We start from the raw sequence: 16038 nt of genomic DNA, 5'->3' as shown, positions 1-16038 counted from the left end.
CTTTCAACGCGGTCATGCGGTGCGAGCAGCCGATATGACCGAGCTTGCAAGCGGCGCCTCACAGACCAAGCCTGATTTGCTCCGCGTAGATCGCAGACTATAAGCTGATTTTCTCGGCCGGCGGATAGCATCGGTGTTTCATCCCTTTGGCCATTTGAGGACTAGTGGAGCGCAAGCCCGCATCGGTTTCGATCGCCGCGTGAGTGTTGCTGGATGACTGCGGAGACGATATGGGGTCAGAATCGGTCTTGCCGTGATGTGTCGTCGGCAGAAAATGCGCTCCGCCGTAACCGAGTCTCATTTTCGTAGGCTGCCCGAGACATCTTCTTCTGTTGCTACTCAAAAGTGGCCAGACGCTCGCGGACAATTTCCCGCATCTGCGCCGCCCGTTCAGCGCCGACTGAACCGTTTGTTAGCGGGTCCGGCAGAGCAAGATCATCCACGCCGCGCGCAAGCGCCGCCGCCAGTTCATCCATGGCCGTGTCCGCCGCCGCCGCCGGAATACTCGCCGTCGCTGCGAAACGCCGGAAATCCGCTCTTTTCAGCCGTTCGTCCTTGCCGCTGATCTTAAGCGCCATATGGTCATTCTGCAGGTTCGGAAACACCCGCGTTGCCACCGCGTCGTAGAGCGGCGCCATTCGGACGGAGCTAAAATCCATTCTGCCTGGCTCGGCGATTTTCAGGACCGCCATATTCTTCAGATGCATGTCGCCGTCCGCGATCAGCCACGCGAACAAGGCCCGACGCAAGACCAGCAGCAAATCGGTATCGGCGTCGGTGGAGAGTGGACGCAGGGCTGCCGCGATCCGCTCCATGGTGCCTGTGTATTTGTCTTCCGCCCGCACGCCGAGAACCGACGCCATGTCCTCAAGCGCCAGACGGCGCGTATCGTCAAGGCTTGTGCGGATATCGAACCGCTCAACTGCGAGCGCATGCGGCATGCCGTCCGGCATAGCGACAAGCGCAATGGCGGGCACGATGAACCCGGCCGCCCGGCCAAGTTCCATGGACTGCCACTCGATCGCGGGCAGCGCCTCAAATCCCGACGTTCCGGCGGGCTTGAGAATATGCGTGAACGGCTTGTTCGAACTGGGCATAAGCGTGCCGTCGGCGTCGAGAAACATCGGCGCCTTGATTTGAACGCCTGACAGGCGCGGCGTTGCGCCCGTCGCGAAGATTTTTGCCAGGTTCTGTTCGAACGTATCATGAATATCGCCGCGGCCGGGACCGGCATAGGTCCCTGTAAACAGATGATCTGCTGTGAAGCTGTCCAGCCTTGTCAGCAGAATATCGGCCGGGAGGGTCGCCAGTTCGCCCGCCCGCTCCACAATCGTGATGTTCGACATATAGCGCTTGCCGGTGCGTAGTTCCGCCCGCTCGTCCGGGCTGTTCAGCACCCGGTTCAACCAGCCTTCCGGCAACAGCGATTCAATGAAGGGCGGCAATCTGCCGGGTGTGGTCTGGCGCACAAGCGGCGGGCCGTCCGGATCGGATGCCTTCCATCGCCATTCGAAGCCATCATGCACCAAGTTGCCGATCGGGGCGCCGTGCCATGCCACGATCAGGTCGAGTGCAGCCTGGTTGGTAACGGCGACACCGGCCGTTGGCTTCCGTTTTAGGAAACGCTCAGCCGCACTCCCTTCGTCAAGCCAGTCATTGTCGCGGGCAAGCTTAAACACGGCATCGGCGGCGCTCTCCGGACTTCCGTATTCTTCGATCAGTCGTGCAGCGATAGCCTCTTTCATGTCTTCATCGAATGAGGCCGCATGTTCACTACGGATGCGGAAGGCTTCGAGAAAACGCTGGCGCAGCGAAGACACGTCCACGCGGAACTCGCCCATGTCGTCGCCGACCGCCGCCTGCGCGATGGAAGGGTGGTCTGGCGCTTTGTTCTGAATGATTTCGAGCGCTCTGATGCGTTGCCGCTGCGCGCGGCGGCCGGTCAGAAACAGGCGGCCATCACGCATAGGGCCGAGCAGCACGGCGCTGGCGGCCGATAGGTAGGCATTCGGATAGAGGTATTTGGCAATGCGCACCGCATGGGCGCGTACCGTCTGATCTATATCATCGTCGGCATCGACGTAGATGCCGCGCATGAGCTGGACCAGTTTCCCGGCCTCCGCTTGACGGTGGCCGCGCGTTTTGTCGATGTTTTCGCTGACGAGATAAAGGGGCATATGTAACTTTCGCGTATTTCAGATACGGAAAAGTTACAGCATTTACGCTGAGTCATCAAGATTATTGTCACTATCGCGTATCTGAAATACGGGATAGTGACAATTCTGGCCGAATTTGGCCCTAAGTCGACGGGCAACCGCTTCCCACAAGCGTTGCACCATCACTGAAGCATCGACTTCAATAGAAGCGGCGCCTTCAAGAGCACCGCTTCCAGATAGCTGCTGACCGAACGGCGTCAGGCGCCGGCGGTCTGCGTGTGGGTGGCAAGCTGCTCATCGTGGTTATTGAACAGTACATGCACGACATCGTGACCCGCCGGCGTGTAATTCTGTAGTGTGGCCACCACATGGGTTTCCGAGCCGGTGTTCATGCTGATCTTTGTCGAATTGGTTGCGGTATCGACCGCCGCTGTCATCGACGCGAGGGCGCTCGTCTCGGTCATGCCCGGATGTTCGCCGACCAACGCATTCAGCAGGTTCGAGACATCCAGCTTGTCGCCCTCTCCCTTCGGGCTGAAGTCGGTAATGACGTCGGCCATGTTGAGATTGTGCAACGCCTTAGCATCGAGCACGAAGGTATCCGCGCCAGCGCCGCCGGCCATGATGTAGCCGCCGCCACTCGTCAGCACGTCGCTGCCGACAGTGCCATAGAGGTGCGCGTGCCCGCTGAAGTCGATCTCGGCATAGTCACCGTCATGATTGAGCGAGAAGTCACTGGCCGAGTAATCGCCGGTGAGGCCGATGCTGGCAGTGTGGGTGCCGTCGGTGACCGTCAACACGCCGCCGGTCTTCGCTGCGTTTTCCGCATAGGAGAAGCTGCCGGTTGCGGCAGAGATATCGCCGAACCGCAGGGCATCATTGCCGTCGAGGCCGACGATCGTACCGGTGAAGGCAGCGGCGTGATCGATGGTAACGGTGGCCTGGGCGTCCGTGCTCAACATGATTGTCTCGCTGAACGAGCCGCCGATATCGAGGTTAGCATGCCCCGACAACAGCGCCGTGCCACCACCGCTGACATTGCCCTCGAGATGAACATTGCCGCCATTGGCCCACAATACGCCGTCATTGACGAGGCCGCTATGAATGTCGAGGCCGCCGGTCCCGGTCGCCTCGAGCGTGCCGGTGTTGGTCACCGCGTTAAGACCGGTGTCGATGACGAGTGCGTGTGTGCCGTCGGCAATGATCGTGCCCTGGTTGACCAGCGTCAGGTGACCGTTGCCGAGCTGGCCGGCGCCGGAAATAATGTTGTCAACATTGGTCAATGTGACATTGCCGCCGCTGCCGAAAATGATGTTGGACGCATCATCGGACAGCGCCACCGTGCCGCCGCCGGTCAGCGTGAGACCATGCTGCACGATTTCGAAGGCTGTCTCGCTGCCGGTGGAAGCAAGATGAATGCTGCCGGTGTTGTCGAGCGTACCGCTGAACGGCATCAGCGCACCGTCGGCGACTACCATGTCGCCGGTATTATGCGTCACCACGGCCTCGTTGAAGAGGAAGTCGTTCGCCGTGAGGGACGCGGCGCTTACGCCTGCCAAGGTGATGGTCTCGCCATCGCCGAGCGTGATGACGGCATTACCCGATGCGTCGGTCGACAGATGGGCCTGAACGTCCGCGAAGCTTGAGAAGCCCGCGAAGCCGATCAGATCGATCTTATCGTGCGCTATATCGAAGCTGTGCACGACGTCGGTGCCGATGGTGTTCGCAAAGACCAGCATGTCATTGCCGCTCGATGCGCTAAGCGTGTCGTCGCCCGACCAGGCGAAAATCGGCGCGCCCTTGGCGTAGGCTTCGACGTTGTCGATCACGCTGGCCATGCCCGTCGAGCCGTCCGCATTGGTCCAGGTCTCGGTGACCTGAAGAACCAGCGCGCCGGTGACGCCATCGGGCGAGGTCACTGTCAGCGACGACGGATCATTTGTCACCACGGACCAGGTACCATCGGCGTTGTGGATGCCTTCACTGAGCACCCAGCCGGCGGGAAGGCCTGCAACGCTCAACGTGACCGCACCGACGTGGTGGGAAGGATCCAAGAGCGCGAGATTGATGGCCTCGCCCGAGGTGCCGGCCGGCTTGAAATCCGCTAAGGAGCCGTCCGTTCCGAAATTGCCCGCCAGATCCGTATAGCTATTTCCTGCAACAGCCACAGACTTCCAACCGTTGTTGCCGGCGGTGTAATTCACCGTGTAGATGTCCTGCCCGAAACCGTTCACGCCGACATGTTTGAAGTTGGAGAGCGTATAGTTGCCGCTGCCCACGATGTCTGAAACGTCAAACCCGGTTACCGCCTCACTGAAGATGAAGGTCAGGACGTTCTTTCCGCCCGCGGTGCTTTGCGTTATGGCGACTGTCGGCGCCGTCGTATCGATTTTGATATCATAGACGCCGCTCGTCGACAGCGGGCTGGTAGTGCCCGCATCCGTGAGCGAGGCCCGGAAGTTATAAGTCGATCCATTCGTCAGCGTCGGCGTGGTAATATCGACGTACCCGTTGCTGATGGCGGTTGCCGTCAGCGTGACCGCCGCGCCAAGCGGCGTCGTGCCGTTATAGAGCTGCACTGTATCACCGCTGACAGCACCGGTTCCGCTCAAGCTCACGCGGATCCCCAAATTGGTATCGTCGGTCACGGCGCCGTCAGCGAGGTTGCCTTGGCTCGATCCGACATTGTCGGCGACACGGCTGATACTCGGCGCCAATACCGCCTCGTTGGTGCCGTGGACGGTCACTACGATATCCTGTGAAGCCGTTCCGTCTGCGGATGTTACAGTCAGCTTATCGACAGCCGTCTGCCCCCCGATCAATGCCTGAACATTCGAGGCCGCGTTGTTGAGGGCGTAGCCCCATACACCAGTCGTTGCATTGAAGGTGAACGTGCCGTAGGTGCCGCTCAGCGATGTCGGCGTTTGGAAATGGTTCTCGCCATTGTCGACGTCGGCAACTGTGAGCGCCCCGCTCGCCGTCAACTGGCCATCCTCGGTGACCGAACCGGTCGCCGAGCCCGAGAGCGCGGCCGCGTCGTTGGTACCATTGACGGTCACCACGACGGTCTGCGTCGTGACAGCGCCCTGGCCGTCGCTCACCTGAACCGTAAAGCTTTCCTTCGGGTGATCCGAAGCCGTTAGCGGATCGGCCTTCGACTGATCCAGGGCATAGCTCCAGGTGCCGTTCGCATTGACGTTCAATGTGCCGTAAGTTCCGGTGACAGACTGACTCCCGTTGGCGGTCTGGCTGCCGGTCGCAACCAACGACCACGTCAACTGCGAGCTGTCGACGTCCGCACCAGTCAGATGGCCGGAAGCCGTGTTGTGGCCGCTGTCGTCAGCAATGCCAATGCCGGCCTCGGTTACGGCGCCGCTAGCGCTATCGCCGCTGGCGATCGAGATCGTCGGTGCATCATTCGTGCCGTTGACCATCACCACGACGGTCTGCGTCGTGATGCCGCCCTGGCCGTCGCTCAACTGAACCGTGAAGCTCTCTTGCGGATGATCCGAAGCCGTCAGCGGATCGGCCTTCGACTGATCCAGGACATAGCTCCAGGTGCCGTTCGCATTGACGCTCAGTGTGCCGTAAGTGCCGGTGACAGACTCACTCCCGTTGGCGGTCTGGCTGCCGCTCGCAACCACCGACCACGTCAGCGTCGGGCTGTCGATATCCGCCCCGCTCAGATGGCCGGAGATCGCGTTGTGGCCGCTGTCGTCAGCAATGCCAATGCCGGCCTCGGTCACGGCCCCGCTGGCGCTGTCGCCGCTGGCGATCGAGATCGTCGGCGCGTCGTTCGTGCCGTTGATCGTAACCACGATGTCATGCGTCGTTCCGTCGATCGAGGAAATGGTGAACGTGTCGGTCGTGCTCTGGTTCACACCCATATTCTGCACGGCTGACAGGCTGTTATCGACCTTGTAGGTCCAGCTACCGTCCTCGCCGATCGTCAGGGTACCAAGATGCGTGGCATCGGCGTTTATGGTCGCCGCCTGGATTTTGCCTTCGCCCCGATCCGCGTCGTTGATGATCAACGTGCCGCTTGCCTGCAGATAGCCGTCGCCAGAGACATTCAGATCTTCTGTGATGCCGCCGCTGTCGGTCCCGCCGATAGCGGCAGGATGATTGACGTGATCCACGGCGATGGTGAAGGCGCCTGTGCCCAACGTCACAGCGTCACCGTCAGAATCCGTGGCCTTCACATAGTGCGAGAAATCGAGCGTCTGATCCTTGGCGCCGTCGAGCGTCTGGTCAAGCACGAACGTGGCATGACCGCTGGTGTCGACCGTCAACGTGAAGATCGTGACGCCTCCGGCCGAGCCGATGATCGTGTGCCCATCCGTGCTGGCAAGTGAGATAGGGGCACCGTTGTAGGCCAACTCCGTGCCACCTGTCAGGGTACCGGAAGAGGTACCGGCTGCAACGGCGTTCGCCGACCACGTCAACGGGCTGTCGGCACCGGAGTTAACAAGCGAAATCAGTTCCGCCGTCGTCGTTGCCGAATGATCGGCGGCCGTTACCACGCCATCGTCGGAAACCGTTGCGGAAATTCCCGTGCCGGTCAGCGTCGGCGCGTCGTCGGCGATATTGAACGTCAGGGTCTCCTGAGCCGTTTTGCCGTTCATATCCGTCACGGTATAGCTGAACTGATCCGTATCTCCCGATGGGCTCGAGCCCGGATGCGTCAGTGTGTAGGTATATGCACCGTTCGCGTCGATTACGAGATCGCCGTAGGAGCCATGGATCACCGTCGTCTGGCTATCGGGAGCGGTTTGATCGACGCTTACCGCCGAGCCATTGGCACCCATGACGCTGGTGATATGCGGATTATCCAGGGTGCCGAGGGCAATGCTACCCGTGGCCGTCAGTTCGGAGGGCTGCGGATCGGAGCCGCCCGAAAGATGTGCCTCCGACAGCGGCGTTGTATCGACTGTCGGCGCGAAGACTGTCGGCGCGATGACAGTGGACGTCGCCTGCGTCGCGACATCGCTGAAGCCCTGACCGTCCGTATAGCTCACCGTCAAGACCAACGAACGGCCGACGTCGGCACTCGTCACCGTGTAGGATGCCGCGGTTCCGAGAACCGTGTGCGCGTTATCGTCCGCCCAGCTCCATGCATAGGTCAAGCCGGATTGCCCGTGATCGGGGTCGTCTGTGGCCATCACCGCGTTCAACGTGTCGCCGACGACAACCACATTGCCTGTATGCGTCGTCTGGTCGGCGAGCGATACCGTAGCCGCACCGTCGTCAACGGCCGTCACGTTGATCGTCATCGTATGGACGGTCGACGTGTCGGCGCCGCCATTGGCCGTGCCGCCATTATCCTGCACCGTGAAGCCGAAGGTCTCGGTTTCGGTCGCGCCAGCAAACTCCGGCGATGGCGTGAAATGAAGCATTGAAAGCGCGCCCGCGGCGATCTGCTGGCCAGCCGTGACGGCTGTTCCGTCCAGATAAAGCGTCCCACCACTCGGCAGGCTTGTGATGGTGACGGAATTCAGCGTATTGCCGTCGATGCTATCGCCGAAGGCGAAATCCTTCGACGAGAAAGAATAATCCGCATGTTCGCCAGTGGAGAAGCTCCCGTCCGCCGTGGTCGGCGCGTGGTTGACGCCGTCGACCCTGATAGTGAAAGTACCGCTGTTTTTGCTGCCATCGCCGTCGGTGACCGTGTAACCGATCGAGAGGGTCGATGAGTGACCGAGGGGCAGAGCATCGAGTGCACTACCCGGCGTGACAGTGACGTGACCGCCATCGATCGTGACCATGGAGGTGCTCAGCGTCGATCCGGCGATATCTCCGCTGGCGCTGACGCTGTCGACATGGATCGCCCCGCTCTGAGCCGCTCCGTCGGCGCCGAAAGCGATGGTTCCGGAAGCCAGCGTGAAGGTTGCGCTGCTATCATTCTCATACATCGATCCGAGCCAAGCGGTGTGTGCGATCGGCTTGTCGTCGGTGATATTGAAGGTGAGAGTGGCAGTCTGGCTTTCACCGTCAATCGGCGCATCGCTCACTTTGACGGAGAAGGCGTCATGGTTGCCCGTTCCACTGGTGGCGGCGGTCAGCTTATAGCTGTAGTCGATGGCCGTCGCGGTGACGCTGAGGATCTGCAGCGTGCCGTAGCTGCCTTGAATGGTGGCATTGGTATCGCCGTTGGCGATTGCGGCACCGACGCTGAAAGTATGACCGTCGATCGTCACGGTCGAAGGCGTATCGCCCGCCGAAATTGCGATGCTGCCCGAATGGACATTGGCGACGCCATCCACCCCGGTTCCGCCCGGCAAGCCGCTTTCGCTAACGCTTGACACCAGCCCGACCGAAGAAATTGTCGGAAGGTGGTCCGTGGCCGACTGCACGACAATGGTGACAGAGCCGGTGCCGAGGGTTACGGGATCGCCGTCGAAATCCGTCGCCGTCAGTAATTTGGAAAAGTCGAGCGGCAGGGCATTGCCGCCATCGACCGGATGGTAAAGGTCGAATGTGGCGTGACCGCTCGTGGGGTCGACGGTCAAAGTGAAGACCGTGACGCCTCCCGCCGAGCCGGTGATCGTGTGCCCATCGGTACTGGCGAGCGTGATGACAGCGCCATTGTAGGTCAATCCGGTACCGCCTGTCAGATTGCCGGAGGAGGTACCGGCGGCCACCGGGTTCACCGACCAGGTCAGCGGGCTGTCCGCACCGGCGTGGACGAGCGAGGTCAGATCGATCGTCGTCCGCGCAGGATCATGGGTGGGCGTCGTCGTCGTATCGGTGACATGGATGTTGTCGACAGTGATTGTCAGCGAGTTGTCGTGCGGATCGATTTCGAGCGACGTCAGTTGTTTGCCTTCGAGTGCCGTGCCAGCGGCCGAGAAGGTCGTACCGGTGGTTGTCACCGAATAGGTATGGCCCTGGGCATCGGTGCCGATGATCGTGACAGTCTTGGACGACGCGCCTTTGTGGTCAAATACACCTATATCCATCTGGGTGAGGACAAAGGTCGTTCCCGTATTGGATACGAGCACGACCTCGCCACCCTTGGAAGACGAGCCCACCTGGCCGTCGCTGACGCTGCCTTCGCTGACTGTCAATTTGGCAGACGCAGGGGTCACGGTGTCGAAGTCGACCACGTAGGATGTCGTCGACACCACCGGGGCATTGATCGCCGTTTCCGAGACCGTCGCCGAGACCGTGGCGTGATCAACCAATGTCGGCACGTCATCGACGACGTCGACGGTGAAGCTCTGTATGCCATTCGTCGTGTCGCCGTCGCCATCATGGCCAGCAACCTGGAAGGTGAGCTTGATATCCGAGAGATTGGTTTGACCGTTGACGTCGTCGAACGCCTTGTAAAGCGTGAAGTTGTAGGCGCCGTTGGTGTGGGCGCCGTCCTGGGACAAAACAACCTTGAAGACCCAGCTCGCCTGGTCGGTGGCATTGCTGCCGGTGTAGGCGATGAGCGTCGTGCCGTCACCGCTGAGCAAATAGGACAGCGCGTGGCCGCCAGAGCTGAGCTTGGTTGCATCAAGCGTCTGATTATTGCCGTCGCTTGCAGTGAAATAGCTGCCGTTCGAATGGGCTGCGAAGGTGGCAGCATGGGCGGCCGGCCCGTCGGCGCCGAAGCCGAGATTGAGCGCGACCGCGCCAGTGCTGATACCTGAAGGCGACAGCGAACCGGAATTCGTCACAAGATCATGCTCGGCAAGCGTCTTCGTCGAGACGGCACCACCGATCGACGGTCCGTCATCATCGAAGCGAATGCTACTGCCGATGGAAACGGACTTGGCCACGGTGTCGCCGTCGCTATCGGTCGCGCTCAGCACCGCCGAGAGCTTGCCGGTGAGATCGACCGTATCGCCCTCCGCCTTCGACGTATTCGGATTGGCGAGCGACATGTACTGGGCGATGCTGACCTTGCCGTTGTTGTCGAGGCGGATCGCAAAGGCGATCTCGCCATCGGCGATCTTGCCGACAACCGTGCCGTCGGCGAGTTGCGACAGCGTGATCGCCTGACCAGCGGTCGTGGTCAGACCGGAGTCGGCATTGTCGATATGAAGCGTCAGGCTGCTCGTCCTACCCGTCGCATCGTCGGCACCTATCGAGACCGACGCTGAGACGACGTTGTGCTGAGCATAGACCGTTGGCATATGGGGATCGTTGCCGCCGGTAATGCCGGCAAACAGGCTCGTGACCGAATTGCCGGCTCTGACGTCGTTGTCACCGCTACCGCTCTCGTCGACCGTGATCGAGCCCGTGAGAGCAAGATCAACCTTCGGCATGTCGTCGACGATCGTGACTTTCAATGCGCCGGTCAGTGTCACTCTGTCGCCGTCGCCGTCGGTCACTTGAATGACGGAACCGAAGTCGATGGCCGAAATCGAGCCGTTGCCCGAGCGCAGGTCGTTGCCAGGACCAGCGACGTTGTCGAGCTGATCGTGCTGCTGGAAAGTGAAGGTGCCGTCGCCGGAAAGCGTCAGCGACAGGACAGGACGGTCGAGAAGCGGGTTGTAACCACTGTGGTGGTCATTATCGACATAGCCGATGATCGTGTTGTTGACGACGGCATAGGAGAGCGCCTCTCCACCGGAGGTCAGATGTAGAGCGGCCAAGGTCGACGCCGCATTGGTGGTGAAGCTGAAGCCACCGCCTGCCGCTGCGCCGTCGGCACCAAAAGACACGACGGAAGCAACCGAGCCGGATACCGTCGCTGCAAAGCCGAGACCGAACAGAGCCGGCTGCGAGGACGATCCGTCATGCGTGCCATCCAGCGGGCTATTGCCGTGTGACAGGAGATTGTAGATGTCGCCCTCGTCGGCGCTCACCGTAATGATCGTGCCCGTGGCGACGGGCACGTCGTCGGTGATGGCGATTGCCAGCGAGCCCTTCGCCGTATCGCCGTCGCCATCCGTGACGGTGAAGCCGAAATTCAATGTCAGGCTGTCTTCGGTGGTCGACGACGTCGCATGAACGAGCGGTGCATTCGCGGTGAAGCTATAGGACCCATCAGAGCCGATCGTCAGGATCGCAACGGCGGTATGGCTCGAGATCCCGGTTGCTGTCCAGGTTGTCACGCCGTTCGTCGCAGACGACGTCCAGCTGACGGCCTCCTGATGACCGACGCCGTGGCCGTCGAGGTAGATCGCCTTTAGCGTCGGCAGGCTGTCCATCGACACGCTCTTGAGACCATCGGCGCCAGCGGAGAACAGAACCTGCGCATCACCATTGACTGTCTTTGCATCGGCGGATCCATCCGGATTGCCATGGGCCTGCGCGTCGTCGTTGAGCGGCGCCGAGGTGACATCGATCTTATGGGCGACTGGTGTATCGTCCTTGACGGTGACCGTCAGCGAGCCACTGGCCGTATCGCTGTCACCGTCGGTGACAGTGAAGTTGAACGTCAGATCCTGTGTATTTTCCGCGGTCGGGTTTGCTGCATGTGCGACCGGTGCGCTTAGCACGAAGCTATAGGAACCGTCCGTGCCGATCGTCAGTGTCGCGACCGTCTGGCCGCTGTCCTTGCCGGTCGCGATCCAAATCGTTTCGCCATCTGTCGTCGTGGTTGGGCTGCCCCAGACGACCGACTCGACATGGCCAAAGCCGTCCTTGCCGGTATAGATGGCGCTGAAATCGGTCGTCGCTCCGAGCGTTACCTGATGAACTCCATCCGCGCCACCCGTGAAGAGCGCGCCGCTCGCGCCACTGACAGTATCGGTATCCGTTACGCCGATCGTGTCAGGATTTCCGCCCTTCAGCGCGTCGTCGTTCAGCGTCAGGCTGGTAACAGTGACCGAATTTGCCAACGGCACGTCATCCGTAACATGCAGGGTCAGCGAGCCGCTCGACGTATCGTTGTCGCCGTCGGTCACCGTGAAGGTGAAGGTCAGCGGAAGGCTTTCCTCCGTCGATCCGGAGGTCGGATGAACGAGCGGTGCACTGGTGCTGAAGGTGTAAGAGCCGTCTGCGTTAATCGTCAGCGTGGCGACAGTCTCATGATTGGCGCTATAGGCAACCCAGCTCGTCGCTCCGCCGGAAATCGTCGGCTTGCCCCAGGTAACATCTTCTTGTTGCGCGAAACCACCGGCATCGACATAGACCGTCTTCAAAGCCGGCAGGCTGGACGGATCGATCGCGACACTTGCAAAGCCGTCGGCGCCAGTGCCGAACAGGGTACCGGCGGCGCCAGAGACGCTGTGCACATTGGCGTCGTTGGCGTCCAGATTTCCACCAGCTTGCGCATCGTCGTTGAGCGGTGAGATATTATTGTCGACCGTGTGAGCAATCGGCACATCGTCCTTGACGCCGACCGTGAGCGAGCCCGTTGTTTTGTCGCCATCACCATCGGTGACGGTGAAATTGAATGTCAGGGAAAGGGTCTCTTCGGCGGCTTGCGACGTCGGATGGACGAGCGGCGCACCCGTCGAGAACGTGTAGGAGCCATCGGCATGAATAGCCAATGTCGCAACGGTCTGATTATGCTCGCTGCTGGCGATCCAGGTCGTGCTGCCATCGCCAGCCTGGGCTTTGCTCCAAGACACCGCTTCCTGATGCGCGACGCCATTCGCGTCGGTATAGATCGTGGTCAGCTTCGGCAGATCCGAATGGGCGATGGTGACACTCTTAAATCCATCAGCGCCCATGTCGAACAGGCTGCCAACGTTGCCGCTCACGCTTTTATATTCATCGGTCGTGTCGGCATTGCCACCCGGGGCCATATCGTCGTTGACGAGATGATCAGCCGTGACGGCGTGGGCCGCCGGGAGGCTGTCGGCGACGTTGAGGGTCAGTGAGCCCGTTGCCTTGTCGCCGTCACCATCGGTGACTTCGAAGTCGATCTCGACGTTTTCGTTGTCAGACCCCTTGGCATCGGCAAAGGCGCCCGACTGCACATAGGTGTAGCTGCCGTCGGCATGGACGGTCAGCGTGAAGATGACGTGGCCGGAATCCTTGCCGGTCGCAGTGTAGATCGTGTTGCCGGCGTCGTCCCTCAAGGTGCTGTAATGCAACCCTTCCGTATGTGCGACACCGTTTTCATCAATATTGATGGCTTTCAGACCGGTTGGATTGGTGAAGGTCAGCCGCGCGAAGCCGTCGGCTCCGGTCGTGAACAGACTGCCTGATGCGCCGCTGACGGTGTCGGAGTTAGCCTTGGCGTCATCCGACGGCGTCGAGCCTTCGCTCGACCTCTCTAGGGGCAATGGTACGGGAGGCAGATCCGTCCCTGAGGAGGTCGATAGGGTGTCGTGGAGGCTGCCCGAGTCGGCCGTCACATGATTGGCGACCGGCAGGCTGTCGGCGACGTTGAGGGTCAGCGAGCCCGTTGCCTTGTCGCCGTCACCATCGGTGACGTCAAAGGAGATCTTGAAACTCTCGTTGTCAGAACCTCTGGCATCGGCGAACGCGCCCGACTGCACATAGGTGTAGCTGCCGTCGGCATGGACGGTGAGCGTGAAGATGACCTGGCCGGAATCCTTGCCGGTTGCAGCGTAGATCGTGTTGCCTTGAGTGTCCGTCGTGGTGCCATAGGAAAGGCCTTCCTTGTGAGCGACACCATTGGCATCGATGTAGATGCCCTTAAGGCCGGCCGGATCCGTGAAGGTAACCTGCTGGAAGCCATCAGCACCGGCCGTAAACAGGCTTCCCGATCCGCCGCTGACGGAGTCGGTGGCACCCTCCGGCTTTGCCCCTTCGCTCAACTCACTGAGTGGACGGAGCGGCATTTGCTCGGCCGGCGTCGTGTCGTAAAGGCTGCCTGTGTCGACGGTGACATCGTTGGCGACTGGCTTGTCGTCGGCGATGGTGACGGAGAAGGTGTTTGCGGCCGTGTCGCCATCGGAATCCTTGGCCGTGTAGCCGAAGGTCAGCGTGATGGCGTCCGAACCCTTGGCATCGTCGAGCGACTGGACCAGCGTGAAATTATAATGGCCGTTATCGCTGTCGGAGAGCGTCGCATAGAAGACGACGTTGGTTGCGGACGTCGCTGTCGGCGCGGTCTCGCCGGTGTAACCCACCAGCGTGCCGTCAGCCAAAAGCGCGGTGTGAACCACAAGACCATGCGAGCTCAGGGCGTCGCCATCTTCGCCCTGCGCCGTGACGGCAGCACTGGTGAAGGCAACCGAGCGATCGCCGTTGCCACCCTGATCGGTGTTGGCGCTGTCAGCGCCCCAGGAGATATTGAGTGAGCCGGTAGCGATTGCGTCGCTTGCGACATGCGGATTCTCGTTGCCGCCGGTAAGCGCGCCTTCGGTGACGGAGCCCACATCGCCGGTCGCGACGATAGGTTTGTCGTCGGCGATGGTGACGGAGAAGGTATTTGCGGCCGTGTCGCCATCGGAATCCTTGGCCGTGTAGCCGAAGGTCAGCGTGACGGCATCCGAACCCTTGGCGTCGTCGAGCGACTGAACCAGCGTGAAATTATAGTGACCATTATCGCTGTCGGAGAGCGTCGCATAAAAGACGACGTTGGTTGCGGACGTCGCTGTCGGCGCGGTCTCGCCGGTGTAACCCACCAGCGTGCCGTCAGCCAAAAGCGCGGTATGAACGGCAAGACCATGCGAGCTCAGTGCTTCGCTGTCCTCGCCCTGCGCGGTGACGGCAGCACTGGTGAAGGCAACCGAGCGATCGCCGAGGCCACCCTGATCGGTATTGGCGCTGTCAGCACCCCAGGAGATGTTAAGCGAGCCGTTGGCCGTCGCAGCGCCTGTATCATGGCTTAGGGCTCCGTTGCCGGCAGCCAGCGCCGCCTCAGTGACCGAACCCGCGGTCCCCGTGGCCGCAACCGGTACGCTGTCTGTGATGTCGACATGCGCGATGGACGCAACCGTATGACCGCTCGTGTCTGAGACCGTGTACCGGAATTGAAGCTGAAGCACATCGCTGGACGCATTGGCGCCGCGGGGATGGTCCAGGGCAGCGAGCTGAGTGAAGGTGTAGTCGCCCGTCGAAGCGTTGAATACCAGCGTGAAGACCGTAACGCCATTGGCGACGCCGGTGACGGTCTGCCCATTTTGGGTGACGACAACGGGAACGCCGCCCGAAGTTAGACCTGCAAGCTGCTGTGCGCCGCTGCCGGTGATTTCCGCCTCGCCGACCAGCGTGACGGTGGTAATCGCGGCATTCACGCCGCCGAAGCCGAAGCGGCCGGTGCTGCTTGCCGTGAGGAAGGCGCCGGTGCTGCTGGCGCCTTCGAGCAGCGAAGCGGTTTCGGTCGCCTGCTGATTGATAAAGGGAACGTGGGTCTGGGTGCCAGTCAGATTGCCGCCATTACCGCCGCCGATAATGTCGCCAGGACCGAGAAGCCCAAGCAGATTGAGGGGCGTGCGGGCATTGCCAGCCTGGCTATCCGTGAACTGGTGGCCAGAATTGGTGCTATTGCCGGCGTGAACCGAACCATCGGGGCCTTCGGCGACGTTAATGCCCTGCTGCTGCAGCGCGGCGACGACGGCCTGCTGCGGCAGCGTGACTTCACCGATGAGGAAGGTTGGAACGTGCAGCGCCCCATTGATAATGACAATGCGCGTACCGTCGGCCTGGATGAGAACCAGATTATGTCCCTCGACGTGGATGTCGTCGATGGATGTGTTCGGCGGCAGATGGACGACATTTCCATTGTCGGGCACGATCTGGATCGGCTGACGAGCGCCGTTGTCCTGTGGCTCGTTGGCGGCCAGGCGTGCCGTCTTACCATTCGCCTGCTGCTCCTCGGCTTGTGCTACCTCGAATGCGGCGACATCACCATTCTGCGACAATGGCAGCAGATGATCGGCGCTGATATCGGTTGCGACGCCAGAGTCCCGGCCGCTTGACGCGAAATCGTGCGAAGCAGTTTCGTGGTCTACGGTCGAAAGGTTCAAGTCGTCCATGGTCGGGCTCCCGATGTCTCATAATTTGCCGCAATCAATTACGGGAG

General features: G+C 61.0%; 2 protein-coding genes. Both read right to left on the bottom strand.

Annotated elements, in window-relative coordinates:
• Nucleotides 1–335: 335 nt before the first annotated feature.
• Nucleotides 336–2177 (bottom strand): type II toxin-antitoxin system HipA family toxin, encoded by a 1842-nt coding sequence (locus HGP16_RS26315; RefSeq protein WP_168842910.1) that lies wholly within the window; start codon nt 2175–2177, stop codon nt 336–338.
• Nucleotides 2178–2413: 236 nt separating this feature from the next.
• Nucleotides 2414–15991 carry a beta strand repeat-containing protein gene (locus tag HGP16_RS26310; RefSeq protein ID WP_168842909.1) on the bottom strand — a complete coding sequence of 4526 codons (13578 nt, stop codon included), beginning with the start codon at nt 15989–15991 and terminating at the stop codon, nt 2414–2416.
• Between the last annotated feature and the right edge of the window lie 47 nt (nt 15992–16038).

The organism is Rhizobium sp. P40RR-XXII (assembly GCF_012641405.1).
Taxonomy (GTDB): Bacteria; Pseudomonadota; Alphaproteobacteria; order Rhizobiales; family Rhizobiaceae; genus Rhizobium.
This window is presented reverse-complemented; position numbering and strand designations above follow the sequence as displayed.